Source organism: Blautia sp. AF19-10LB (genome assembly GCF_003461245.1).
Classification (GTDB): domain Bacteria; phylum Bacillota; class Clostridia; order Lachnospirales; family Lachnospiraceae; genus Blautia_A; species Blautia_A intestinihominis.
The window spans coordinates 222-24,127 of record NZ_QTWS01000032.1 but is presented as its reverse complement, the minus strand read 5'-3'; the positions used below and the strand labels follow the sequence as shown (position 1 = coordinate 24,127).

Here is a 23,906-nt window from a genome sequence, read left to right as displayed (position 1 = left end):
ATTCAAGGAGGATTTTTTTATGCCTAAAAACAAGTTTCAGGAAGTAGTTTTTACAGTTATTATGGTATTTTTTATGGTCTACAGCATGATCTGTTATAATATCAGACTCAATGTAGGTGAGATGACAAATTCTATATTTCTTTCCGCATTTCATGAACTGATCATCATGGGACCGATCGCGTTTGTTCTTGATTTCTTTATCGTGTCCAAGCTGGCTTTTGCCTGTGCATCACGTATGGTCGATTTCAGAAACTGTCATCCGTTCAGCATGATCCTTGCGATCTCTGTTGCATCTATCGCTCTGATGTGCCCACTGATGAGTTTTGCCGCAACACTTCTTTTCAAAAATGCCGGAAGTCAGTTCATCGCTGTATGGATTGAAACTACTGCCATGAATTTCCCGGCAGCATTTTTCCTGCAGCTCATTTATGTAGGGCCGCTTGTACGCTTCATCTTCAGACATATTTTCCCTGAGAAAGAAGGTGCGCACCAGACTGCATCTGAAATGTAATAAAATTCCAATAAAAAATCAGGTTTTCGCACGATGTTATCTGTCGTGTGGAAACCTGATTTCGTTTTATTTAGCTATTTAGCCCTTTTCGATATCTTCACATGAGATTACAGAAGATAAACCGGAAGTTCTTCATTTACCTGAACAGAACCCTGTACTTCTTCCGGTGTTTTGTCCTTGACAAAAGCTTTCTGAAGTTCTTCTGAATTCTCTGGTGTGAGAACGGAAGTTTTTACGGATTTTTTGCGGGTTGTGGTTTTCTTTGGTGCTGCTTTCTTGGCTGTTGTGGCTTTTGCCTTTGTTGCTCTCGGTTTTCTGGCAGGAGTTTTTTTGGCTGCCGGTTCTTTAGCTTCTGCCTTTGGTGCTTCTTTGACTTCTGCCGGAGCTTTTGCTTCTTCTGCTGGTTTTACTGGTTCTGCTTTTGTTTCTGTGTTTTTGGCTTCTGCGTTTGCAGCGCGCAGAATGCTGTCCTTACCTACTGACATAATCCATTACCTCCCTGGCTAATTCTGTATATTCCTTCGCGCTTCTGCTGGATTTCTTGTATTCTACAACCGGAATGCTGTTGTCCTGAGACCATTCAATGGTACTGTCAACGCGGATCAGGTTGTCAAATACATGAATATTGTCCAGCTGATGCAAAGTTTCCATGGTTTGTTTAAAATAATTCTTGCGAGTGTCGACTTTGGTCACTGCGATACCCGCAACTTCGAGATCTGGTGCGATCTGCTTAACTTCGCCCAGAAATTCAAACATATTTGCAAGTCCGAACATTCCCCAGGGGCTTGCCTCTACAGGAATGATTACCTTATCGGATGCACACAGAATGTTCATGACCCATCCGCCGAGGGTTGGCGGTGCATCGATGAGAATATAATCGTAAACGCCTGAATCCTTGATTTTCTGGATACATTTCTTCAGGATAAATTCTCGCTGCCATTTGGTAAAAAGTTCGTACTCGATGGAACTCATCAGCGTAGATGACGGAATCAGATCAAGACTTTCGTACGGTGTGTGTACGATGTAGTCTGTCAGGTCTTCCTGTTTACCAATTGCATGGTAGAGATTCTTCTCTCCCTGGGCGTGCTCCAGAACCCAGTCCTCTGGAAAAACTGCCAGTGAAAGATTCAGCTGCATGTCACCGTCAACCAGCAGAACTTTCTTTCCGGCGCGTGACATGGCTGCGCCGAGGTTTGAGCAGGTCGTGGATTTGCCGCTGCCGCCTTTGTTGTTGGTAAAACAGATAGTTATTGTCTTTGCCATGGGATTTTCCTCCCCTGTTTATCGTTTTGGGTATTTTTGTAAATTTATCTATGTCATATTATACGAAATTTCTTCAAAATTTTCAATGAGTTTGTCACTATTTATACCTTTTATCCAACATTTGTGCATGTCAGACCGTTTTTGTCACGCGGTAGTCGGGATAATGTTCTATCAGCTCTCATGAACAAGCCTTTGCAGAAAAAAAGCCGGCAGATTTGCGGTCTGCCGGTAAGTTGTGAATCTTATTTCTGTGGAAAAACTACGGTCAGGAGCATTTTGAATGCCTCCACTGCATATACTGCGTGTGGGATCCTGGCTGGCATTACGATTGCTTCGCCTGCTTTGCACTGGTATTTTACACCGCCTACGGTGAATTCGCCGACTCCTTCGAGAACAGTTACCATGGCATCACCTGTGGAATCGTGTGTGCCGATTTGTCCAATGTTCCTTCTTATTTTTATGAATAAAAAATCAGTCGAGGAGCTTTCCATCCACGGAGATGGTGGTTACCTGCCATGGGATGAATTTGCCACTGTTCTGGAGGGCTTTTTTGGCTGCCATTTCCAGACCACCGCAGCATGGAACTTCCATGCGGACAATGGTTACGCTGGCGATATTGTTGTTTCGGATGATCTCTTCAAGTTTTTCACTGTAGTCTGCGGCATCCAGCTTCGGACAGCCTACCAGGACGATCCTGCCTTTGATAAAATCTTCGTGGAAGTTTGCGTAGGCGTAAGCGGTGCAGTCTGCCGCGATCAGGAGTTTCGCGCCGTCGAAATACGGTGCATTTGTCGGAACAAGTTTGATCTGTACCGGCCACTGCTGGAGCTGGGATTGTGATTTTGTAGCTTTTTTCTGGTTCGCGAGAACGGCTGCTTCGTCATACGCCGCTGCTTCTCTCTCCACAAATGTGATCGCGCCGGTCGGACATGCCGGGAGGCAGTCGCCCAGGCCGTCACAGTAGTCATCGCGAAGGAGCTTCGCCTTTCCGTCAACCATGCCAATCGCGCTCTCATGGCAAGCCGCCGCACACGCTCCGCATCCGTTGCATTTTTCTTCATCTATCTGAATGATCCTTCTGATCATAAAAAAATTCCTCCTCATTTTGTCTGTATCTCTGACTCGGTATCGCAGGTGTTCTCACCTGTTGAGTACAGGATACTGGAATGAGGAGGAAAATTCCATGGTTATGACAACGGAATTAAAAATATCTACAACTTTTCTGCAGAACCCATGGATTAAAATGTTTTGCAGAATCATTCCTTGACCTGTTGCCAGAATATGCTTACAATTAAAACAAATAAATTTCAGGAGTGACTGTTTATGGATTTCTCTCTCATCTCCCAGACTTCTTTATTTCGCGGATATACGCCTTCCGAAACAGAGGAGCTCTTACGTGGGCTTCGGGCTTCTACCCGGAGGTTTGTTCGGGATTCGGCGGTTTATACTGCCGGGAAACCGGTGTCGAATATTGGGATCGTGCTGTCTGGTACTGCCCAGATCGAGAATAATGATATCTGGGGAAATACCAGTATCCTGGGGCTGGTCAAACCCGGAGAAGTTTTTGCCGAGGCTTATGCCTGTGTGCCTGGAGAGCCGATGATGGTGGACGTGATCGCCACGGAAGATACGGAAATTTTGTTTGTAAATGTCCCGGAAATCTTCCGTCTTGCCTCCAGCGGAAAGGGAAATTACACACGCCTGATCCAGAATCTTGTCATCATCAGTGCCCGCAAAAACCTCACTCTCTCCCGCCGGATCCTGCACACCTCATCCAAAAAGATCCGTGGAAGACTGTTCTCTTATCTCTCCTATCAGGCAGAACTTCAGGGCAGTAACTGCATCGAAATCCCACTCAATCGTCAGCAGCTTGCCGACTATCTGAGCCTCGACCGGAGTGCTCTTTCCAAGGAACTTAGCAGGATGAAAAGCGATGGTCTGATTGATTATCATAAGAATATTTTTACCTTGCATCATACTTTTACGAAAGGATTTTGACTATGAATTTTAAAGATATGGCAGAACAAAATGAGACCTGGATCATTGAACAGCGCCGCTATTTTCATGCACATCCAGAGCTTTCTTTTGAAGAAAAAAATACGACTCAGGCGATTGGAAAACGCCTGGAAGAAATGGGTCTTACACCACATTTTTACCCGGATTACAACGGTCTCTGGGCAATGATCGAGGGTGGAAAAAGTACACCTGACAGTAAGACGGTCGCGCTCCGTGCAGATATCGATGCCCTTCCCATCGAAGAACACACAGCCCTGCCTTTCTGCAGCCAGAATCCAGGTGTCATGCATGCCTGCGGACATGACTGCCATATCGCAATGCTCCTTGGCGGGATTCGCATGCTGATGTCCCAAAAGGAGAACTTAAAAGGCAATATAAAGATCATTTTTCAGGCTGCGGAAGAGTCCTGTCACGGTGCAGAATACTATGTAAAACATGGTTTTCTGGACGATGTAGATGCCATTTACGGGACACATATCTGGGGCGATCTCGATGCGCCTTATATGAATTTTGAGACTGGTCCGCGCATGGCAAGCTGCGATAATTTCCGCATTGAAGTAGAAGGGATTTCTGCTCACGGCTCTACTCCACATCAGGGGGTTGATGCGATCCTGACTGCGGCTCATATCATCACAGAGATCCAGGCTATCGTCTCCCGCATGAACGACCCACTGAATCCGCTTGTCGTCACCGTCGGCAAGATCACCGGCGGCCAGCGTTTTAACATCCTCGCTGACAAAGTTATTATGGAGGGAACCACCCGCACCCACTCCCCGGAAATGCGTAAAAAAACAGAGCCTCTGCTCCGCAAGATCGTCGAAAACACAGCCGATTCTATGGGAGCAAAGGCCACTCTTACCTTTGAATATTTTCCAGCTCCGATCATCAATGACCACGAAGATCTCGTCCAGATCGCAAGAAACGCCGCCACCAAAATGTACGATCCGGACGCTCTGAAACCCTTCCCGAAGATGATGATCAGCGAAGATTTCGCCTACTTTATGGAGAAAGTTCCCGCCGTTTTCGGTCTCGTCGGAAGCCAGAATAAAGAACTTGGTTTCACCGCAAAAAACCACAACGACCACTACACTGTGGATGAATCCGTCCTCAAACGCGGAGCCGCAATGTACGCACAGTTCGCGTATGATTTTCTGGAAGAAAAATCAAAATAAATTTTCTATAATTTCCACCCTGCGGCCTGCATCTGTGTCTCCATCATATGCTGATAGATTCCATTCTTCCTGGAAAGTTCTGCCGGGCTGCCCTGCTCGGCTACGACGCCGTCCTTGAGGACTACGATCTTGTCAGAGTCCGCGACGGTTCGCATTCTGTGTGCGATGATCATGACTGTTTTGTTCCGGATCAGGCGGGACAGTGACTCCTGGATCATTGTTTCATTATCTACATCAAGAGATGCCGTCGCTTCATCCAGAAGAATGATCGGTGCATCTTTGAGGAAGGCTCTGGCAATGGATATCCTCTGCCTCTCACCACCGGAAAGTTCGGATCCATTTTCACCGATCATGGTGTTCCATCCATCCGGAAGTTTCTCCGCAAATTTATCGCAGTGAGCCAGTTTTGCCGCCGCAATGACTTCTTCATCTGTGGCATCCTGGCGGCCGATACGGATGTTTTCCATGATCGTATTATTGAACAGTGTAACATCCTGGAATACAATTGAATACAGTGACATCAGCGTTTCCGGATTGATCTTTCCGATATCCATACTGCCAACTTTAATGCTTCCTTTGTTGATATCCCAGAAGCGGGATGCCAGTCTGGAAACAGTTGTTTTACCACCGCCGGATGGTCCGATCAGTGCTGTTACTTCACCCTGCTTTGCGGTAAAAGTAACATCCTTTAAGACATCTTCTCTGTCATTATACGCAAATCCAACATTGGTAAATTCAATATCATATCCCTGATTTGTAAGTTTCTCACTTCCTGTCTGAATATCATGAGACAGGATCTCATCCATACGTTTGCACTGGACATCTGCAGATATGATCGCAGCAAGATTCTGCAGAGAAATCTGCAGCGGATCATATAATCTGGATACAAGAAGCAGAAACATGAAGAACGTCAGCACATCGATCTTTCCCTCTGCCAGAAGGACACTTCCCACTAACGCAGTCGTTGCAATACCGAATTTGAGGATCATCTGTGCACTTGCCACGAACACTGCCGTTGTCAGTTCCGTCACGATCGCATGCTTTTCAACAGCTCTGATCTTGCTGTCCAGGCCTTTGATGTATTCTGCCAGCGCGTTGTTTGCGCGAAGATCACGGACTGTCTCCAGGCATTCCTGAATACCGTCCGCGCATGCCATTTTGAGATCCATCTGACGGCCTGCTGCACGTTTCTGTACGTTGCCGGAACACCCTACGATCAGGAAAGATACCGGCAGTACCCACAGTGCTGCGATCGCCATTCTCCAGTCAAAAAAGAACAGGCTAACAGCTACCAGGGCAGTCGAAATACACGCTCCAACCAGCTCCGGGATCCAGTGTGAAGAAGCAGTTTCCAGCGTCGCACAGTCCGCCATGATCGTACTTGTCAGGTCAGAAAGATCCTTCTTTCCGAAGAATGAAAGCGGGATCTTGCGGAGTTTTTCTGCCAGTGTGATACGGCGCACACCGCTCTCTACATAAGTACTTAAGAAGGTCGCATTATACTGGATATAAGTTGTAACTCCGATCAGGGCCAGGCAGATCAGACAGCCTGCCGCGAACAGGATTCCCTTGCCTTCCAGTGTTCCTTCCATGTAATTTTTGACAAGCAGATACAGCATTCCAACTGGAAACATCAGCACAATATTGGATATCGTTGCGCTTATAAACGCATGGATCATATCCTTCGCGCCCTGCTCGGAGAGGGCATATTTATGCTGTAATTTTTCTTTAAATGTCATATCAAGCACCTACCTTCCAGCAGACAGACTGATTGTATGCCTCCCACATATGGGCATAAATTCCGCCGTTTGCGACGAGATCTTTGTGTGTTCCCATCTCTCTGATCTCTCCGTCTTTGAGGACACAGATCCGATCTGCATCTACAACAGATGACAGTCTGTGTGCGATCATGATAACGGTTTTTCCCTCAGATAGTCTGGAAAAAGCCGCCTGCACTTTTGCTTCGTTATCCGGGTCTGCAAATGCAGTTGCCTCATCCAGGATCAGGATCGGAGCAGCTTTAAGCATTGCTCTCGCGATGGAAAGTCTCTGCGCTTCTCCGCCGGAAACATAGGTTCCTTTGCTCCCGATCACAGTATCGATCCCGTTCGGCATTTTTGCAATAATGTCCTCGCACTGTGCATCTTTCAGTGCCTGAAGGACTTCCTCTCTTGTTGCATCTTTTTTGCCCATACGCACGTTGTCGTAGATGGACATTTTGAGAAGTTTACTGTCCTGAAAAACGAAGGAAACTTTTTCCATAAGTTTCTCTGACGGGATGTCACGCACATCCACGCCGCCGATACGGACAGTTCCTTCTGTCGTGTCAAAAAACCTTGCGGCAAGGCTTGCCAGAGTTGTTTTGCCGCCTCCGGATGGTCCGACAAACGCCACATGTTCTCCGTCTTTTATCTGAAGACTGATCTGATGCAGAGCATCCTTGGATGCGTTTTCGTAACGGAAGGAAACATTCTCAAATGTAACAGAACTGTCCTCCACTGCCCTGCCGTCTTTTGTTTCCGGAAGAGGCTGGCGGTCCAGGATCCCATCGATTCTTTCCAGGGCATCCGCAACAATCATCTGGTTTTCACTTGCGAACATGATCTTGTTCAGAGTTACCGTGATGATCGGTGTGATAATGATATAAAACAGCAGGTTCAGAAGGTATGCATCACTCGCCGTAAAGAAAAACGCAGTCGCGATCAGCACGGAAAATACCGCATTGATGATGGTCGTATAAAGTACCATCGGCATACGCAGATCTTTGGTGTAAGAGATCGTCCATTTCTCATAATTCTTGATGGAAGTCTGAAAACGTTTGAACGAAAATACAGACTGTCCGAATGTCTTTACAACCGGGATTCCTCTGACATATTCCACTGCTTCACTGGACATTTCCTCAAGCGCATTCTGATATTCTTTCATCTTCTGCTGCATCTTTTCACCGGTCATGGAGCCCATGATCAGGAATGCTGCAACAACCGGGACCAGACTCAGAAGCCCCAGCCTCCAGTCAAAAACGAGAAGCAGGACAAGAAGTCCGACTGGTGTCGCATAAGCCCCTGTCTGGTCCGGAAGCTGATGTGCCAGATAAGTTTCAGTCGCTGCACTGGATTCATTGACGATCTTGCGGATCTTACCGCTTCCCTCGCTGTCCATGAATCCCATCGGCAGAGTCACGATATGATGCATCATCTGAGAACGCATTTCTGCCTGTACGTGAAACGCTGCAACATGCGAACACATCAGTGATCCTACGTAGATAATCATGGACAGAAGCGCAAATCCGACTGCCGCCCATCCATAACCTTTGAGATTCTGTGCCTGGCTGTAATCCGGTGCCACCGCCAGAACTTCCTTTATGATCCTCCAGATATAATAAAACGGTACCAGTGCGATCCATGCGCTGACTGCCGAGAGTATCCAGGAGAGAACCGTCAGATACTTGTACTTTCCTGCATACTCAAAAAGTCGTGATAATGAACTTTTTTTCTTCATAATATCCTCCCTTCCAAAGTTCGAAAACCGCTTTATTATTACATAACACTTACCGTGATTATATAGTACTGACTTTTATTAGTATTGTCTAACCAGTAGTTTTTAGAAAAGACTGCCCTTCTGCCGCTGCAAAAAGCAGTCTTCTTTACTGATCATCTGTTTTCATCAAAATTCATGATCGCGTTCCAGCCTCCGTAATGATATTTCTCCAGCATCTTCACATAATCCTCTGCCTTTTCTCTCGGCATCTTGTGACGGACAACCTCAAAGGCACTCTCAAAAAGAGCGGTCGTCATGATGTGAATGAATTCCTCCGGAATCTCCTTCGCACCTTCGTTCTGGAACTGGATCACCTGCATGAATTTGTAGGTATATTCCGTCTCGATCTCTACGAGATGCTCTACAAAATTCTGGAATTTCGTTCCATAAGAGGCATCCAGCAGGAGCTGAAACTCTTCAAAATGATCATACATACAGTCTAGCATTTTTTCCATTCCTGAGGTCACATATGCATCCATCAAACCTGCCTGTTTCTCCTCATCCACTGCATGAAACTCCTCCTGTGTACGAAGAAAAATGTCCGTAAATTCATCTGCTGCCGGCTGTACGATCGCACTGAACAGACCTTCCTTCCCGCCGAATCTGGAATAGATAGATCCGGTTGTAACGTCTGCCTTTGCCGCGATCGTCCGAAGAGAGGCATCGGAATAGCCCTTCTCCAGAAATTCTTCCCTGGCACATGCCAGGATTTTCTCTGAAACTCCTTCTACTGGTTTTGTCATCTGCTCCTCCGTAACAGTGTTATGTAACACTGTTATAAATATAATTCTGATTGTTTCTCCTGTCAAGTACCCTGTGTAAAATAACCGCCGAAAATTATAATAATCTCCGACGGTCATCTCAAAATTTCTTACTTTTTGTGCGAAATACATTCACTTATCGTCTTTACGATCTCCCGCGGATCCAGCGGTTTTGCAAGATGTCTGTCCATTCCTGCCTCGCGGCTCCGTTTGCGGTCCTCATCGAATGCATTGGCGGTCATCGCTATGATCGGGATTTCTCTGGCATCCTTTCGATCCATTTCCCTGATCGTCCTGGTTGCACTCAATCCGTCCATGACTGGCATCATTACATCCATAAGGATGATATCGAAAGTACCCTCATCTGAATTCTGGAAAATGTCAACAGCCTCCTGACCATTCCATGCTTTCGTTATCACAGCTCCCTCGCTTTCCAGGATAAACTCTGCAATCTCCATATTCAGCGCATTATCCTCTGCAAGAAGGATCCGTATTCCCTTGATCGACTTCCTTTGCGTCTTCAGCTCCGGCTCCCTGGAATCGCTTTCCGTCAATGGGTCTACCCTAAGAGTCAGAGTGATGGTAAAAGTACTTCCTTTTCCTTCCTCGCTCACAACGCTGATCTGTCCGTTCATCTTTTCTACGAGTTTCTGAACAATTGAAAGTCCCAGTCCGCTTCCGCCAAAAGTCGTGCGGGCACCATTTTCTTCCTGGGAAAACGGCTCAAACATATGCTCCTGAAATTCTTTACTCATGCCCTTGCCGGTATCAGCACATACAAACTCAAACGTAGCATTCGCTCCGTCAAAAGCAGTCTCCTGATAAGCCAGTCTGATCGAACCATTTTCACGGTTATATTTGACTGCATTTCCTGCAATATTCATCAGGATCTGTCTTAAATGTACCGGACTTCCGATCACCTGACGATGGATTTCCTCGTGCCGTTCATAAATGAAATCAAGACCATGTCCCATCGCCTGAACTTCAATCATTGAAACAACTTCATCCAGCAGGTCCAACAGATCAAACGGGACTTCCTCCAGTTCGATCTTTCCAGATTCCATCTTGCTCATATCAAGCACATCATTTACAAGTTCAAACAAAAATGACGATGCACCACGGATTTTTTCTCTGCATTCCGCCTGTTTTTCCATATCTTCCGGAAAGTGATCTCCGATGTTCAGCATGCCCATAATTCCATTGATCGGCGTGCGGATATCATGGCTCATCCTGCGCAGTAAAAATTACTGATTCAATCTCTCCATTAGGAAGGATCCTTTTAGGCAGAACATTCAGCATAAACCACGTACCGCCTCTGTCCTTAAATGTATAATTGAGTGCTTCTTTTCCCCGGAGTCTGTCAGAAATTGTGGACAGTTCTGTAACTTCCCGCATTCCTTCCTGATAATCTTTGCCGACAAAATATTCTGTGACTGCATCTACGATCTCTGATGCAGTTTTGAAATTTTTTGCAACTTTTGAAACGATCTCCGGTGCACGAATGATCTCAAATTTATTCTTTTTCAGATCCACCACATAGTTTGTCATATAAATTTTGCTGATCGCATTAATGATATTATGCTGATATTCCAGGTCATCTCGTCTTCGTTTTTCGCCTCTTCTACGTATTTCAAGAAGTATAAACCAGAATGCCAGATAGAGACATACTGCATATGTCATGACCATACCACGCTCGGCAAAAACCTCATTTTTTGGAAAGAAAACATAGATATAATACTGTCCACAGTTGGTGTGCCTGCCATAGTATATATTTCCATTTTCCTCTACACAGACCAGACTTTCCGGAATCCAGGCAGAGTTGAACATCATGATCCGAGGGCAGTCTGAAATCTTTTTTCCCTGCATCGTTTCATCATTGGAACTGATCACAGTTTCCCCATCTGTGAGTGCCACGATCCCATTTCGCTCCACTTTGTAGCCGGTAAGGATCGTCTCTATGCTGACTTCGTCTTCCTGCTCTGCCTTCTTTGAAGCATTTTCATAACACACAACGATTTTGTCTGCATCACCATCTGACATTGCTGCGTAGTAATAAGTCTCTTCCTCATCCGTTACGATCTGATCAGTCAGAACTCTGTTTTTATAGGAAAATACATTCTGGAGATTCTGATTACGAAATGCATTTTTCCAGAGACTTGTCGGGATTTTTTCTGTACAGATATTCTGGATGATCTCAAGGTCTTTATCAACAAGCAGGATTCCTGTCAGACGCTGCTCTTCCAGATATTCCTGAAATTGTTCCTCGTCCATGTCTTCCTTCTGCATACATCGTTTCAGTTCCGTCGTCTTCTCTATAAGATCTGTCCGTATCCGCACTTTACTGTTTGTAAGAATATTATCATAACGGATACACTGTTCTTTCATGAACTTGATGATCCCCTCGATCTCACTGTTCTGCCCCCTACGAAGCATTTTCCACTGAAGTTTCATACTTCTCCAGAATCCTGTCAATGGTTCCGTCCAGCTTCATTTCATTCAAAGTTTCATTCAGTTTATCGACCAGTTCCGGGTCTGTATCTTTTGAAAAAGCCACTGCCAGCTTGGAAGTTTCCAGGCTTTCATCAAGAATACGGAACCTGCCCGGATAGTCCTTCATATAAGTCTCAAGATACAGCTTGTCACCCGCAACAGCATCCACATACCCCTGCCGCAACGCTGTCAGGCATTCCTTCATCAGCTGAAAACTATATATATTCCGGGGATAAATCTCGGGTGAGATATCCAGCTGCAGAAGAATATCTTCTGCACGTGTATTAACCAGAGTTGCTATGTTTTTGTCATTGAGATCATCCAGACTGTTGATGGAACTATCCTCATTTACGATGACAGACTCCTGACTGTACATATATGGTTCGGACCAGAGATAACTGTCTTCTCTTCCGTTCAGAGAATGGGAATCCCAGATACAGTCTATGATCTGTTCACCAAGATAAGCTTCTTTTTCCGTCCACTTCATGATAACATAAACCGGCTCATATCCCATTCGATGGCAGGCTTCCTCTGCAAGATCCGCATCAATTCCTACCAGATTTCCGTTTTCGTCAAAGTAATTATATGGCTTATATTCATCACAGCCTATCATAAGATCTGTAAGAGTTTCTGTGCTCTCATCTGATGCCAGAATACTCTGTATATTTCCTGTCAGCATCACAGCTCCGAGAAACAACGGGCATAGTTTTTTAATAAAATTTCTCATTTCTTTCCTCATTTTATATACTATTTTCAGTATACTCTTCCTCTTCTGCCTGTGTCAAATCATATGGATCTGCTTTCCATTTTTCTCTATGATTCCTTCGGCTTCGAGGTTCTTAAGTTCTCTCGTCATGGCACTGCGGTCGACACTTAAATACTGTGCCAGTGCGGTATAGGACATAGGAAGTGTGAGGTCTTTGCTGTGTTTTTCTGCGGAAAGTGTATTGAGATAGGTTATCAGTTTCTTACGTGTACTGGATCTGGAAAGCATGTAGATCCGCTCATTCTGCTGCCGGGACTGGATCGCGGTAAGCTGCAACAGATTGCTGACCATCTGGCTGTGATGGTGGCATGCCTGGTCGCAGCGTTTGATCACATGCTCGTAGTCGATAAATATGATCCTGGTCTCCTGTGCCGCACGGACATAATAATGCTGTGAATCCGTCGGAAGCAAAAACGGCTCGCCAAAAACGGCATCTTTATTGAGTTCATCGATCATGTACTCATTTCCCTCGGTGTCACAGCAGTAAAGTATCGCCCTGCCATAGAGGATCAGACCGATCTTTTTCATGGAGTTTGAATATTCCATGATGGTTTCTCCGTTTCGGAACGTCATTTCCCTTGCATGAAAACAGACACGCATTCTTTCCTGTTCTTCGGGCAGAATATCTGTAAAAAGTGTGATGTGCTCCATTTTTCCCCTCATCTCTTTCCATTGTTTTTCCATTATTATAACATTATTTTTCTCAATTAAGAGCATTTTTGTGACTTTTGCAACAGAATTCTCTTCTGTATTCTGTTATACTTTTAACAAAGTCAAGGATACAAAAAACGTTTTACATAAAACTCATAACAAATTGGAGGGTACGAAATATGAAGATCACAGATACTATCAGATACGCAGGTGTAAATGACCATCAGGTTGACCTTTTTGAAGGACAGTATAAGGTTCCAAACGGAATGTCCTACAACTCTTACGTGATCCTGGATGACAAGATCGCGGTTATGGATACCGTAGATGCCAACTTCACACATGAATGGCTCGACAATATCCAGCAGATCCTCGACGGACGCAGACCGGATTACCTGATCGTTCAGCATATGGAACCGGACCATGCAGCAAACGTGGCAAACTTCCTCAAAGTTTATCCGGACACCACAGTTGTTTCCAACAAAAAAGCATTCAACATGATCCAGAACTTCTTTGATCTCGACCTCGAGGGACGCAAGATCGAAGTAGAAAACGGCGGTACACTTTCTCTTGGATTCCATCAGCTTACTTTTGTCTTTGCTCCGATGGTACACTGGCCGGAAGTTATGGTGACTTATGACAGCACAGAAAAAGTTCTGTTTTCCGCAGACGGTTTCGGCAAATTCGGTGCGCTCGATGTAGAGGAGCCATGGGATGACGAAGCAAGACGTTACTTCATCGGTATCGTAGGAAAATACGGAAAACAGGTTCAGGCGCTTCTCAAAGTTGCCGCAACACTTGATATCCAGAAGATCTGTCCGCTTCATGGTCCTGTACTCACTGAAGATCTTGGCCATTATATCGGACTCTATGACACCTGGTCCTCCTACACACCGGAGACAGACGGAATCGTGATCGCCTATACTTCCGTATATGGTCACACCAGAGACGCTGTATATCTCCTTGCAGAAAAACTCAAATCCAAAGGATGTCCGCGGGTTCTCGTCTATGACCTTGCAAGAGACGATATGTCCCAGGCTCTCAGCGACGCTTTCCGTTATTCCAAACTGGTCCTTGCAACCACCACTTACAATGCGAGCATCTATCCGTTCATGAATGACTTTATCACCAGACTGGTAGAGCATAATTTCCAGAACCGCACGGTAGGAATCATCGAAAATGGCTCCTGGGCTCCTCTGGCAGCCAAAGTCATGAAAGAAATGATGGCTCCGTGCAAAAAGATCGACTGGTTAAAGAACAACGTCCACATCTGGTCCGCTGTAAAAGAAGAAAACAGAAAAGAGATCGAGGCAATGACCGATGAACTCTGCAAAGAATATATCGCCAAGAACGATACTCTCGCAAACAAAAATGATATGTCTGCACTTTTCCGTATCGGATACGGTCTCTATGTTGTGACTTCCAACGATGGAAAACGTGACAACGGACTGATCGTAAACACTGTTACCCAGCTGACCGATAACCCGTACCGTGTAGCAGTCAACATCAACAAAGCCAACTACTCTCACCATGTGATCCAGCAGACTGGTGTCCTGAATGTAAACTGTCTGTCCGTCGAAGCACCGTTCTCTGTTTTTGAAAGATTCGGTTTCCAGTCCGGCAGAACTGCTGACAAATTCGCAGGCCAGAAAGTCAACCGTTCCGGCAACGGACTTGTATTCCTGGACAAATACATCAACGCATTCATGTCCCTCAAGGTAGAGCAATATGTTGACCTCGGAACCCATGGCATGTTCATCTGCAGTGTCACCGAAGCCCGTGTCATGAGCGACCAGGAGACCATGACCTACACCTACTACCAGAACAACGTCAAACCAAAACCGCAGACCGAAGGAAAGAAAGGCTTTGTCTGCAAAGTCTGCGGCTACATCTACGAAGGCGACGAACTCCCGGAAGACATCATCTGCCCGCTGTGCAAACACGGCGCTGTAGATTTCGAGCCGATCCAGTAAAAAACCTCCAATTCAGATCATTGTGATCTGCTAAACCATTCAATCCATAAATAAAACCGCTGCCAGAAACAGATAGGAACATCTGCCTGGCGGCGGTTTTGCTTTATTTTGCTATCCTTTAATGACCTTGGAAAAAGTAATGGCAAATTAGACCATCCAAATTTCAGGCTATAAATGACTAGCAAACAGATAAGTACAAATAAAGTCCACCAAAATCTCGGAATTAATTGGCTTAAACTATAGCAAATACATAACAAGTCAATAAAATTACTCTAAACTGGTTGGTTCAAATTATAGTAAGTTCATATCAAGCCAATAAAACTCTTGAAATCAGGGCTGCTGCCGCAAAAATGATCTCTCATCTTTGCAGCAACAACCCCTTTATGTGAATGAATATTCGAAAATAAGTATGAAGGCATTATTATAAAAATAGATTTATGATCATCAATTCTATGACTCCCACTCCTGCCATAACCATGGAAACAGCCGTTTTGCATTTCAGCTGATCTTTCATTTCTGTCAGGCCAAACATTCCATTCGCCACCATGTACTGACAGAAACTGCTTCCGGAATGGAGTTCCGCTGACAATATCCCGGAAGATGTTTTATAGGATAGGAAAATCTCACAATAATTTCGTCAGTTCCTTCATATTCAGGATCACTTCATCCGCGCCTGCATCGATGAATTTTTCTTTCACGGACTGGATCTTTAATGCTTCCATATTTCTGAAGATCATATATGGGTACGGACGTCCCACATTTCCTGTGGAATCTGGGCTGAACCATGCATCCGGCTCGTATCCGTTTTCCTTTGCTTTGGCGGTCACGATCGCCATCATCTTGTCGGTATAACCGGTTGTGGAACCGATCTTGATATCTTTCTTTCTCAGTTCCTCTATCGTTTCCAGAACATATGGCTTTACTTCTGCAAACTGATCGAGGATTCCCAGAAGTTTCTCCTCAAACAGAGAGTAAAGTTTTTCTACGTCATCTTCTGCCCAGTCAAAAATTACTGCTTTATATGTACTCATTTTGCTTTTCCTCACTTATTTTTATCTGTTCTGTTCCAGAAACTCTTTGATAAGTTCTGAAACTTTCAGGATGTCTTCTTTGTAGATTTCTCCGATGTTTCCGATCCGGAAAGTGTCTGCCTCTGTTACTTTTCCAGAGTAGATCGCATAGCCGCGTTCTTTGATATACTGATACATATCTGCAAAGGAAAAGCTTGCATTTTCCGGATAGAAGAAGGTTGTGATGATCGGTCCCTGATGCTCCTCGTCGATGTATGGACGGATGCCAAGTTCCTTCATTTTCTCGATCAGAAGACGGTTATTTTCCACATATCTCTGATGTCTTGCAGGGATTCCTCCCTCTGCTTCCATCTCCTTTAATGCCTGATAAAATGCAAGAACTACATGTGTCGGAGAAGTAAATCTCCATTTGCCATCCTTGTTCATAGTCTCCCACTGGTCATAGAGGTCAAGAGAAAGGCTTCTTGCTTTGCCTTTGGATTCGATCAGTTTCTGTTTGTTTGCAATGATGAAGGAAAATCCCGGTACGCCCTGGATGCATTTGTTTGCACTGCTGATGATAAAGTCGATTCCCCATTCTCCGACCGGGATATCCACACCACCGAAACTGCTCATTGCATCTACGATCATAGTACGTCCATTTTCTTTGACTACTTTTGCGACAGACTCAATATCATTCAGGATTCCAGAGGTTGTCTCACTGTGGACCATGGATACATGTGTGATGGCAGGATCGTTCTTCAGGATCTCATTTACCTTGCCTGCATCCGGCACTCTGTCGTATTTTTCATGGTAGATCGTATAGTCGATCCCGGCATGTTTTACGATATCCTCCATACGTTCTCCGTATGCTCCCTTTGCACAGATCAGGAGTTTCTCGTCTGCTCCGATCACGCTGGTCAGTACAGATTCCACACCAAAAGTACCGCTTCCCTGCATCAGAATGGCAGTGTATTCATCCTCAGATACATGTGCAAGTTCCAGCAGTTTTTTTCTGATCTCCTGAGTGATACTTTGTAATCATCATCCCAGGTGCAGTGGTCAAACAGCATTTCTTTACCGTATCGGTAGTTGTCAGTGGTCCAGGTGTCAGTAATTTATAATTTTTCATGATGGTTTTTTCCTCTTTTCAGTTATCTTTAAATCTTCTCCAGCACCTCCCCAATATCAGAATTGATGCAGATCGCCTGGCTGCGGATCTCGTTTGGGCATTCGGCCTGGCCGTAGTTCAGGCAGGCGTAAGTGTTCTGATGGTTCTTAAGCGTCATCTGCCAGAACGAGTATTTGATGATCCCTGGCGTGTTATATCCAACGCCTAATTCCAGATAAAGTGTCTTTAATCCGTCGCGTGTACGAAGGAAATTGGAGTACCGCTCTGCTGCCTGATGCCAGCCTTCGTCCTGCACAAAGGTATTGTCAGCCCGAAGATTCATCGTCATCGGCTTTCCACAGTACGGGCAGTGTGGGACGAGTTCTGTTGGAACCCTCATATCTTTCTGCTGCTGTACCATCTCACAGATGAGCTCTTCATTATCATAAGTTTCCTGACAGCACGGCTCGCTGCACTTAAAAAGTCCATAGTCCCCCTGTGTATAAAACAGTCGTTTCTTATCAAATCCTGCCTTCTGGAAACAGTGATCTACATTCGTTGTCAGCACAAAATAGTCCTTGTCCCGCACCAGTTCCAGCAGCTTCTCATACACCGGTTTCGGTGCATCCATGTAACGGTTGATATAGATATAACGGCTCCAGTACGCCCAGTATTCTTCCAGCGTCTCATACAGATAAAAACCGCCGGAATACATATCCGAGAAATCATATTTCGCCGCAAAATCTGAGAAATGTGCCCGGAATCTTTCTCCTGCATACGTAAATCCTGCCGATGTCGATAGTCCCGCACCGGCACCGATCACAACTGCATCAGCCTCCTCAAGCGCTGTCCGAAGTCGCCCGATCTCCTTCTCATAATGTTGTTCCTCTGTCATTCTGTTCCTGGTCTTTGAAAACATCGCAGACACCTCTCTTATCTATTTATTTCGTAAAAAAACAGCCTGTATCATCAGACTGTTTTTATTTTTTCTATATTCTATAAATGAGCAAGTTCGTGATTTTGCATAAAAGAAAGACACCTTAAATCTGATTATGTTGTATAATGAAAGTGACGAAACAAACATTTGCAACATTCACAAGAAAGAAGGTGCCTCTCGCAAATACTATACATCATTCGTCATTCATATACAACCAGTTTAAGAAATTAAATTTATGCAAATTCTATTCGAACCGGGTCATAAATCATCTTATGAGTATCCTGATCAGCATTTTTATCTCAGGATACCATGGAAAAACCACGGATTTTGCTAAAAACAGCTCCTGCCACAGAACTACGATTGCTCATTTCCTTAATTCCGGGAAATGGGATGATTCATTACTTTCAGATGCATTAAAACAGCCTGTCATTGAGATTATTTATTCAGAAGCTGCACGTACCGGAAATCCTGTTTTCTGCATTGTGGATGACACGATAGCTTCAAAGACTAAGCCTTTGTCACGGGCATTACATCCAATTGAAGATGCGTACTTTCACCAGTCTCATTTAAAGAAAAAACAGGATTAGGGACATCAGGCAGTTGCTGTCATGCTTTCCTGCAATGGCATTGTACAGAACATTGCAAAGGAACTGCCTGTTCCACCAGTAATGTCTTATTTCCTTTGTGACTGCTGGTATGTTTCTGAAAAAATAATCAATACCTTTGCACAGAAAGGGTTCCATACCATTGGTGCTTTGAAAACAAACCGTCTGCTGTATCCATCAGAAATGAAAAAGAAACTCAGTGAACTGGCTGCCGAATTGTCCACCACACATAATGGATTTGACCTTGTGACAGTCAATAAACGAAAATATTATGTGTACCGATATAAGGGAAACCTCAACGGCATAGAAAATGCGGTAGTTCTTTTAAGTTATCCTGAAAAAGCATTTGGCAATCCCAAAGCACTACGTGCATTCATCAGTACAAATGTAGATTTATCTACACAGGAAATCCTAAGAATAAGTATAACTCTCTCTTATTGGAATTGTCGATTTTTAGCAGTTGCTTAAGTGAAATGGTTTATGAAACAGGATGTGAAATCATTTACAAAAAATTTAAATTTTTACAAAAAATACTTCAGGTATTCTTCTGCTTTGGCAGATCGGAATACCTGAAGTATAAATGAAATTTGTATTTTGTTTTGTGGTTACTTATTATTTGCCTTCATTTTATAGGTTTTGTGGTTTTTAAAATACGTATTATAGTATCTTATATATGCAGCTTTGGATACTCTCTTTGCACTGCTGTCTGTCCTGCCATAGTAATAGGAATCTCCTCTGCTGTGCGCTTCTCTTGCATGATATTTTAATACCAGCTTCTTAGCGGACATTCCATACATATTTGCCCATGTTCCACCTATGAAGTTTGTCCAGCCATCTGCATACAGACATTTATATTTGGATACGTAGGAAATTGTAGGTGGAGACATACTGATTCCTTTCGCACCATAGCTTCCAGCCAGAACTACCTTGCTGCCGGAAATTGTATAAACATTGTAGCTTGTTGTTCCACCTCCTGAAGAAGTGGTAATCATCTCCGGTGCACCTGTCTTATCCACATTCAGAATATAATACCATCTGATATCTTTATGATGAGATGCCAGATATTTGTAATAGATCTGATTGTAATCTGGAGTGACTGTTACGTTGCATTTATAATTTTTCTTTCCAACTTTCGCTGTGATCGTTGCCTTTCCTGTCCTCCGTGCGGTAACTTTTCCACCTGAAGACACAGATGCAATGCGAGTGTTGCTGCTCTTCCATGTTGGTTTCTGCTTTGTTCCCTGTAACTTTAATGTGTAGTTCTTTCCTGTAGCAAGGGTAACTGATGTCTTGTTCAGTTTCACTGCTGCTGCCTGAATTTTTGTCGGTATAAACGCAGTCTGGAACATCACTATGCACATCAGACATACCAATATTCTTTTTAAGGTCTTTTTCATGCGTACCCTCCTCTTAATATGATACCTTCATTATATGATACACAAAGCTGTAAAATTACTTTATGTTCAGGAAGAGAATTCATTACTGTTCTCTCTGTAACGAGAATTCTCTTTTATCTGTTCAGATCCTGTGATCCATCCATGCGATTACATCTGCAATGACTTCGTCACGGCAGTATTCGTTGAGGATCTCGTGGAAAAGTCCTCCGTAGATCTTCATCTGGCGGTCTTTGGATGCTGCTGTTGCGAAGAAATCCATGGTATCCTGAACACTTACCAGGCCGTCTTTTTCGCCGTGCATCATAAGAACCGGATATGCAAAGTCTTTCATCTTGTCAGCAAACCAGTCCAGACCGTCGCAGATGCTGTAGCAGAGTCCTGTTGTAAAAGTGCTGGTGTTGTATGGATCTTTGCCGTACCAGTCTACGACTTCCCTGACTGAGCACACCCCTGAGCCCAGTTCATTCGGCAGCTTCGTATGTGGATCCAGATTTCGGTCTACGGACGTGATCAGTTTGCCGTTGTCCTTAACCAGTGCACCGCTGGTGATGATACCGCGGAGTTTTTTGTCCGGATATTTGGCTCCGTAGAGAGAAACGGTGTAGCCGCCCATGCTGTGACCGAGGAGAAATACCGGGATATCCGGATTTTCTTTGATGGCAAGGTCTACGAATACATTGGTGTCGTCGAGGATTTCGTTAAAATCGCTGTAATAGGTTCTCTCGCCCTCGGATCTGCCGTGGCCTCTGTGGTCGAAGCGATACGTGCTGATCCCTGCCTGATGAAGTTTCTCCGCAAAGTAATCATAACGTCCCTGGTGCTCGCAAAGACCGTGAACAATGACGATCGCAGCTCTGGCATCCTCGACCAGTTCCCTGTTGAAGAATAATTTTGTTGCGTCAAAAGATTCAACAAATACTTCCTGCATAGCAAAAACCTCCCTGTTTTTTTATAAATCCAGTATAGCGGTTTTGTCTGATAAAAGCTACTGGTTATTGGAAGTTTGGTAATAATTTTTGTAGCTTTACGTCACCGTTTACAGGGTATAGCAGTCGTAGCGGATGGCTTTGCCGTTGAGGGTATAGGAAGGTTTCCTTCCGGCGAGGAATTCACTCTTCAGAGGGCGTTTGACGATGATCTTGTCCGGGGCGGCTTTGATTGCGGCATCGAAGAGGTCTGTTTCTTCGGAGCACGGCGGTTCCAGTTTCTGGATAAGCTGGAGTTTCTTGTTGATAAGGCTGGATTTCTGTCTTGCCGGGAACATGGGATCGAGATAGATCGCGTCTACCGGGTCCAACAGTTTGGACATGCATTCTACGCTGTCGCCCTCGACAAGTTTCATCCGGGCGGCGATATCCTTTAACACTGGATGTTTCTTCGCACGACGCAGTGCATCCTTCAGAAGTATGGCAACTACAGGATTCTGCTCATACAAAGTCACTTCATATCCCTGCGCTGCCAGAAGAAAAGCATCCTCTCCCATACCGGCAGTTGCATCGATAGCCCTGCGCCCTTCTTTCTCCGATTTGGCGGCGCGGACCAGCATTTCGTGCTGAAGCCGTCCATTCGTGACGCGGTGGAGCATATTCTCAAAATCCCCCTGATAAGTCAGTCCATATCCTGTCAGGGAAACACCCTTCGAATCAAACAGTACTGTCAGTTCCTTCCCCGGCTTATCCGCGATCACACTCCCCGTCCGCCGAGCAAAAGACTCCGCCTGATCCCTCTGCCCGCCTTTTTGTATGCATACTACTATTTTGTCGTTCATGTTGGTTGTTCTCTTTCTATCTGTTATGAAAACTCATAATTCTAATCTGGTAGTTTTATCTGACAATATCTATCTGGCACATTTCCATAGCCTTCAGTGCATTCTCGTGGCTTTCCGGGGTCACTCCTGCACAGCATGAAGCATCTACTGTGATCGGCACTTCCGGAAGAGCTGCTTTCGCCAGAAGTGCATTGGAGATCACGCAGATATCTGTGCAGAGACCAACAAATGTAATACTTCCTATCTCATCATCAATGTTCATTGCCACCAGATCAGCTGCCAGATCTGTAGAGCCAAAGGTTTCCTTATCAATCGGTTCTGTTTTTCGCAAATCGTCCAATTCTCTTCTGATCTGCCAGCCTTCTGTATCCCGGATGCAGTGTGGTATCGGAAGCTTCTTTCCTTCCTGGGTATCCAGGTACCATGTTTCATGGGTATCTCGTGTAAAAAGAACTGTTCCTTTGAAATTTCGAATCTTCTCTTCTACTTTGGGAACGATTGTGACAGCCTCTTTTGTTCCAAGAGCGCCATCGATAAAATCATTCTGCATGTCTACTACAACTAAAATATCCTGCATGAATTTCCTCCTTCTCTTTTATCCGTGCTATTTTTTATTGTTCGATGAAGTGTATTCTTTCCGGCGCAAATCGATTCTGCTGAGGTCTTGTTTCTGCCGGATAGCCCAGTGCAAACATGGAAAATACTTTTACATTTTCTGGAAGATCCAGCAGTCTGTGTACTTCTTCCATGCGGTCTTCCACCGGTGCAATGCCAAACCATACGCCTCCAAGCCCCTGGGCATCTGTTTCCAGCCAGATATTCTGCTGCGCGATCGCCATGTCGATCTGTACAAAAGATGGTGCTATAAGCCCTTCTGTATGATACACAGGGACGATAACTACAGGCGCTCCTGCTGCACAGCCGGTATATGGTGTTACTTTAGACAGTTTCTGGATCTTTTCTTTATCCGTAACCACATAAAATTCCCATGGCTGCTGATTACAAGCACTCGGTGCCTGCATTCCCGCTCTCAGAATCTCCATGATCTTTTCCTTTTCTACTGGTCTGTCTTCATATTTTCTTACACTGATCCTGTGAAAAATACTGTTCATAATTTACACTCCCTTGCTCATTATTTAAGATAGACTCATTATACCACAGGGCAAAAAAATAAGACACAGCTTAATGCTGTGTCTTATTTTTTATTAGCGTGCGTTAGAGGATTCGAATTTTTACCTCTGTCCTCAACCCCGCATAGAAAGGAGTTTTCTGCTACCGTTTTTTAACAAGTCACAGGTTTTTATTATCATATTCTTCTTCATATTGATTATCAAAATAAACTGGAGGATAATGAACTGCTTCGTCCATTTTTTCCAAATTGGGAAAGATTTGTATTATTTTGTCTATAGCTATTCTACGTTATCTCTTTTCCGTATTTCTTACATAAATCGTGCTTCGTGCTGCACCTTCTTTTTTCAGCCAACCACTTTCAACCATATTCAACAAAATCGCTCTTGCTCTACGATATTATACCCCCAAAATCCCAACTGCCTTAGCTGTTGTAATGAACAATGAAGCCTTTTTCCAATACATATTTATAGATCTCCTGCACATTATCTGGTGCCTTATCTGTAGTATCTGTCACTTTATCGGCACTATCCAGCACTTTTCCTGTAGTATCCGGCACTTTATCGGCACTATCTGGCATTTTTTCGTTAATATCCGGCACTTTCCCGGCGGTTTAACAGCAGTGTTATAGTCATTAAGATTAACAGTAATAAATAACACATGCACAAGTGCTTCATTTCTGATTATAAATATCTATAAATTTATAGTAGCATGCAGATTTTAAGTCACCAACTGAATTTTTATAAATAAAAAGGTAACTATTCAGAACCACCCTTATTCAAAGATGAAATCAGGGTGACCTGTGATCGCATT

At 44.4% G+C, this 23,906-nt stretch carries 24 protein-coding genes and 2 pseudogenes; 6 read left to right on the top strand and 20 right to left on the bottom strand.

Features of this window, described 5'->3' with window-relative positions:
* Positions 1-19 precede the first annotated feature (19 nt).
* A complete protein-coding gene (locus DWX28_RS15205; protein WP_022213861.1) occupies positions 20-511 on the top strand; it encodes a DUF2798 domain-containing protein in 492 nt (163 codons plus the stop codon).
* Positions 512-618: 107 nt separating this feature from the next.
* Here DWX28_RS15205 and DWX28_RS19615 read toward each other — a convergent pair whose 3' ends face one another.
* The 4 genes and pseudogenes from DWX28_RS19615 to DWX28_RS15185 all read right to left on the bottom strand — a co-directional run bounded on the left by DWX28_RS19615 (position 619) and on the right by DWX28_RS15185 (position 2,860).
* Positions 619-996 carry a hypothetical protein gene (locus tag DWX28_RS19615; protein WP_022213860.1) on the bottom strand — a complete coding sequence of 126 codons (378 nt, stop codon included), beginning with the start codon at positions 994-996 and terminating at the stop codon, positions 619-621.
* On the bottom strand, positions 983-1,774 hold the full coding sequence (locus DWX28_RS15195; protein WP_022213859.1) for a ParA family protein: 792 nt from the start codon (positions 1,772-1,774) through the stop codon (positions 983-985). The genes DWX28_RS19615 and DWX28_RS15195 overlap by 14 nt, the downstream gene beginning before the upstream one ends.
* Before the next feature lie 242 nt (positions 1,775-2,016).
* Positions 2,017-2,211, bottom strand: a pseudogene (locus tag DWX28_RS15190) (cupin domain-containing protein); the annotation flags it as partial.
* A 34-nt stretch (positions 2,212-2,245) separates the two neighbouring features.
* Positions 2,246-2,860 (bottom strand): ATP-binding protein, encoded by a 615-nt coding sequence (locus DWX28_RS15185; RefSeq protein ID WP_118253580.1) that lies wholly within the window; start codon positions 2,858-2,860, stop codon positions 2,246-2,248.
* A 237-nt stretch (positions 2,861-3,097) separates the two neighbouring features.
* Between DWX28_RS15185 and DWX28_RS15180 the strand changes: the two genes are divergently transcribed.
* Both DWX28_RS15180 and DWX28_RS15175 read left to right on the top strand, forming a co-directional pair.
* Positions 3,098-3,772, top strand: coding sequence for a Crp/Fnr family transcriptional regulator (locus DWX28_RS15180; RefSeq protein ID WP_022213856.1), 675 nt, complete (start codon positions 3,098-3,100; stop codon positions 3,770-3,772).
* Between the two features lie 2 nt (positions 3,773-3,774).
* A complete protein-coding gene (locus tag DWX28_RS15175) occupies positions 3,775-4,962 on the top strand; it encodes a M20 family metallopeptidase (RefSeq protein WP_118253577.1) in 1,188 nt (395 codons plus the stop codon).
* 5 nt (positions 4,963-4,967) lie between these two features.
* Here the strand turns inward: DWX28_RS15175 and DWX28_RS15170 are convergent, their stop codons facing one another.
* The 7 genes from DWX28_RS15170 to DWX28_RS15140 all read right to left on the bottom strand — a co-directional run bounded on the left by DWX28_RS15170 (position 4,968) and on the right by DWX28_RS15140 (position 13,167).
* A complete protein-coding gene (locus DWX28_RS15170) occupies positions 4,968-6,701 on the bottom strand; it encodes an ABC transporter ATP-binding protein (protein WP_022213854.1) in 1,734 nt (577 codons plus the stop codon).
* A 1-nt stretch (position 6,702) separates the two neighbouring features.
* On the bottom strand, positions 6,703-8,460 hold the full coding sequence (locus DWX28_RS15165; protein WP_118253573.1) for an ABC transporter ATP-binding protein: 1,758 nt from the start codon (positions 8,458-8,460) through the stop codon (positions 6,703-6,705).
* Positions 8,461-8,612: 152 nt separating this feature from the next.
* Positions 8,613-9,242: a TetR/AcrR family transcriptional regulator gene (locus DWX28_RS15160; RefSeq protein WP_022213852.1), complete on the bottom strand. Its 630-nt coding sequence runs from the start codon at positions 9,240-9,242 to the stop codon at positions 8,613-8,615.
* A gap of 128 nt (positions 9,243-9,370) precedes the next feature.
* Positions 9,371-10,489, bottom strand: a complete 1,119-nt coding sequence (locus DWX28_RS15155) for an ATP-binding protein (RefSeq protein ID WP_022213851.1) — start codon at positions 10,487-10,489, stop codon at positions 9,371-9,373.
* Complete coding sequence (locus DWX28_RS15150) at positions 10,479-11,711, bottom strand: hypothetical protein (RefSeq protein WP_118253569.1); 1,233 nt, start codon at positions 11,709-11,711, stop codon at positions 10,479-10,481. Before DWX28_RS15150 ends, DWX28_RS15155 begins: the two co-directional genes overlap by 11 nt.
* Entirely contained in the window at positions 11,683-12,477 is a 795-nt protein-coding gene (locus tag DWX28_RS15145; protein WP_158565323.1) for a substrate-binding periplasmic protein, read from the bottom strand. Before DWX28_RS15145 ends, DWX28_RS15150 begins: the two co-directional genes overlap by 29 nt.
* Positions 12,478-12,531: 54 nt before the next feature.
* Positions 12,532-13,167 carry a Crp/Fnr family transcriptional regulator gene (locus DWX28_RS15140; RefSeq protein WP_022213848.1) on the bottom strand — a complete coding sequence of 212 codons (636 nt, stop codon included), beginning with the start codon at positions 13,165-13,167 and terminating at the stop codon, positions 12,532-12,534.
* A gap of 179 nt (positions 13,168-13,346) precedes the next feature.
* Here DWX28_RS15140 and DWX28_RS15135 point away from each other — a divergent pair, with 179 nt between their 5' ends.
* Positions 13,347-15,137: a flavin reductase gene (locus DWX28_RS15135; protein ID WP_022213847.1), complete on the top strand. Its 1,791-nt coding sequence runs from the start codon at positions 13,347-13,349 to the stop codon at positions 15,135-15,137.
* A gap of 623 nt (positions 15,138-15,760) precedes the next feature.
* Here DWX28_RS15135 and DWX28_RS15130 read toward each other — a convergent pair.
* From DWX28_RS15130 to DWX28_RS15120, 3 genes and pseudogenes are all read right to left on the bottom strand, one after another.
* The gene (locus tag DWX28_RS15130; protein WP_199611842.1) at positions 15,761-16,168 is read right to left on the bottom strand and encodes an HAD family hydrolase; all 408 of its coding nucleotides are present in this window, start codon (positions 16,166-16,168) and stop codon (positions 15,761-15,763) included.
* Positions 16,169-16,189: 21 nt separating this feature from the next.
* Positions 16,190-17,279, bottom strand: a pseudogene (locus DWX28_RS15125) (2-aminoethylphosphonate--pyruvate transaminase).
* 28 nt (positions 17,280-17,307) lie between these two features.
* The gene (locus tag DWX28_RS15120) at positions 17,308-18,177 is read right to left on the bottom strand and encodes an SIR2 family NAD-dependent protein deacylase (protein ID WP_118253563.1); all 870 of its coding nucleotides are present in this window, start codon (positions 18,175-18,177) and stop codon (positions 17,308-17,310) included.
* Between the two features lie 290 nt (positions 18,178-18,467).
* Here DWX28_RS15120 and DWX28_RS20005 point away from each other — a divergent pair, with 290 nt between their 5' ends.
* Together DWX28_RS20005 and DWX28_RS20000 are read left to right on the top strand one after the other, a co-directional pair.
* On the top strand, positions 18,468-18,782 hold the full coding sequence (locus tag DWX28_RS20005; RefSeq protein ID WP_243002446.1) for a hypothetical protein: 315 nt from the start codon (positions 18,468-18,470) through the stop codon (positions 18,780-18,782).
* A gap of 21 nt (positions 18,783-18,803) precedes the next feature.
* Positions 18,804-19,268 (top strand): hypothetical protein, encoded by a 465-nt coding sequence (locus tag DWX28_RS20000; RefSeq protein ID WP_243002445.1) that lies wholly within the window; start codon positions 18,804-18,806, stop codon positions 19,266-19,268.
* A 137-nt stretch (positions 19,269-19,405) separates the two neighbouring features.
* Here the strand turns inward: DWX28_RS20000 and DWX28_RS15110 are convergent, their stop codons facing one another.
* From DWX28_RS15110 to DWX28_RS19435, 6 genes are all read right to left on the bottom strand, one after another.
* Positions 19,406-20,197 (bottom strand): Ig-like domain-containing protein, encoded by a 792-nt coding sequence (locus DWX28_RS15110; protein WP_022214195.1) that lies wholly within the window; start codon positions 20,195-20,197, stop codon positions 19,406-19,408.
* A 121-nt stretch (positions 20,198-20,318) separates the two neighbouring features.
* Positions 20,319-21,125 carry an alpha/beta hydrolase gene (locus DWX28_RS15105; protein WP_118253560.1) on the bottom strand — a complete coding sequence of 269 codons (807 nt, stop codon included), beginning with the start codon at positions 21,123-21,125 and terminating at the stop codon, positions 20,319-20,321.
* 108 nt (positions 21,126-21,233) lie between these two features.
* Entirely contained in the window at positions 21,234-21,965 is a 732-nt protein-coding gene (locus tag DWX28_RS15100) for a class I SAM-dependent methyltransferase (protein WP_022214193.1), read from the bottom strand.
* Positions 21,966-22,020: 55 nt separating this feature from the next.
* Entirely contained in the window at positions 22,021-22,542 is a 522-nt protein-coding gene (locus DWX28_RS15095) for a cysteine hydrolase family protein (RefSeq protein WP_022214192.1), read from the bottom strand.
* 34 nt (positions 22,543-22,576) lie between these two features.
* Positions 22,577-23,077 (bottom strand): nitroreductase family protein, encoded by a 501-nt coding sequence (locus DWX28_RS15090; RefSeq protein WP_022214191.1) that lies wholly within the window; start codon positions 23,075-23,077, stop codon positions 22,577-22,579.
* Positions 23,078-23,517: 440 nt separating this feature from the next.
* Positions 23,518-23,673, bottom strand: a complete 156-nt coding sequence (locus tag DWX28_RS19435) for a hypothetical protein (protein ID WP_158565322.1) — start codon at positions 23,671-23,673, stop codon at positions 23,518-23,520.
* Between the last annotated feature and the right edge of the window lie 233 nt (positions 23,674-23,906).

Excerpts from the sequence above, each read along its gene's own strand:
- DWX28_RS19615 (WP_022213860.1), bottom strand. The coding sequence starts at position 996 with ATGTCAGTAGGTAAGGACAGCATTCTGCGCGCTGCAAACGCAGAAGCC.
- DWX28_RS15095 (WP_022214192.1), bottom strand. The coding sequence starts at position 22,542 with ATGCAGGATATTTTAGTTGTAGTAGACATGCAGAATGATTTTATCGAT.
- DWX28_RS15130 (WP_199611842.1), bottom strand. The coding sequence starts at position 16,168 with ATGAGTACATATAAAGCAGTAATTTTTGACTGGGCAGAAGATGACGTA.
- DWX28_RS15120 (WP_118253563.1), bottom strand. The coding sequence starts at position 18,177 with ATGTTTTCAAAGACCAGGAACAGAATGACAGAGGAACAACATTATGAG.
- DWX28_RS15100 (WP_022214193.1), bottom strand. The coding sequence starts at position 21,965 with ATGAACGACAAAATAGTAGTATGCATACAAAAAGGCGGGCAGAGGGAT.
- DWX28_RS15105 (WP_118253560.1), bottom strand. The coding sequence starts at position 21,125 with ATGCAGGAAGTATTTGTTGAATCTTTTGACGCAACAAAATTATTCTTC.
- DWX28_RS15165 (WP_118253573.1), bottom strand. The coding sequence starts at position 8,460 with ATGAAGAAAAAAAGTTCATTATCACGACTTTTTGAGTATGCAGGAAAG.
- DWX28_RS15160 (WP_022213852.1), bottom strand. The coding sequence starts at position 9,242 with ATGACAAAACCAGTAGAAGGAGTTTCAGAGAAAATCCTGGCATGTGCC.
- DWX28_RS15175 (WP_118253577.1), top strand. The coding sequence starts at position 3,775 with ATGAATTTTAAAGATATGGCAGAACAAAATGAGACCTGGATCATTGAA.
- DWX28_RS20000 (WP_243002445.1), top strand. The coding sequence starts at position 18,804 with ATGCTTTCCTGCAATGGCATTGTACAGAACATTGCAAAGGAACTGCCT.
- DWX28_RS15195 (WP_022213859.1), bottom strand. The coding sequence starts at position 1,774 with ATGGCAAAGACAATAACTATCTGTTTTACCAACAACAAAGGCGGCAGC.
- DWX28_RS15135 (WP_022213847.1), top strand. The coding sequence starts at position 13,347 with ATGAAGATCACAGATACTATCAGATACGCAGGTGTAAATGACCATCAG.
- DWX28_RS15205 (WP_022213861.1), top strand. The coding sequence starts at position 20 with ATGCCTAAAAACAAGTTTCAGGAAGTAGTTTTTACAGTTATTATGGTA.
- DWX28_RS20005 (WP_243002446.1), top strand. The coding sequence starts at position 18,468 with ATGAGTATCCTGATCAGCATTTTTATCTCAGGATACCATGGAAAAACC.
- DWX28_RS15170 (WP_022213854.1), bottom strand. The coding sequence starts at position 6,701 with ATGACATTTAAAGAAAAATTACAGCATAAATATGCCCTCTCCGAGCAG.
- DWX28_RS15150 (WP_118253569.1), bottom strand. The coding sequence starts at position 11,711 with ATGAAACTTCAGTGGAAAATGCTTCGTAGGGGGCAGAACAGTGAGATC.
- DWX28_RS15185 (WP_118253580.1), bottom strand. The coding sequence starts at position 2,860 with ATGATCAGAAGGATCATTCAGATAGATGAAGAAAAATGCAACGGATGC.
- DWX28_RS15180 (WP_022213856.1), top strand. The coding sequence starts at position 3,098 with ATGGATTTCTCTCTCATCTCCCAGACTTCTTTATTTCGCGGATATACG.
- DWX28_RS15140 (WP_022213848.1), bottom strand. The coding sequence starts at position 13,167 with ATGGAGCACATCACACTTTTTACAGATATTCTGCCCGAAGAACAGGAA.
- DWX28_RS15090 (WP_022214191.1), bottom strand. The coding sequence starts at position 23,077 with ATGAACAGTATTTTTCACAGGATCAGTGTAAGAAAATATGAAGACAGA.
- DWX28_RS15110 (WP_022214195.1), bottom strand. The coding sequence starts at position 20,197 with ATGAAAAAGACCTTAAAAAGAATATTGGTATGTCTGATGTGCATAGTG.
- DWX28_RS19435 (WP_158565322.1), bottom strand. The coding sequence starts at position 23,673 with ATGCCAGATAGTGCCGATAAAGTGCCGGATACTACAGGAAAAGTGCTG.
- DWX28_RS15155 (WP_022213851.1), bottom strand. The coding sequence starts at position 10,489 with ATGAGCCATGATATCCGCACGCCGATCAATGGAATTATGGGCATGCTG.
- DWX28_RS15145 (WP_158565323.1), bottom strand. The coding sequence starts at position 12,477 with ATGAGAAATTTTATTAAAAAACTATGCCCGTTGTTTCTCGGAGCTGTG.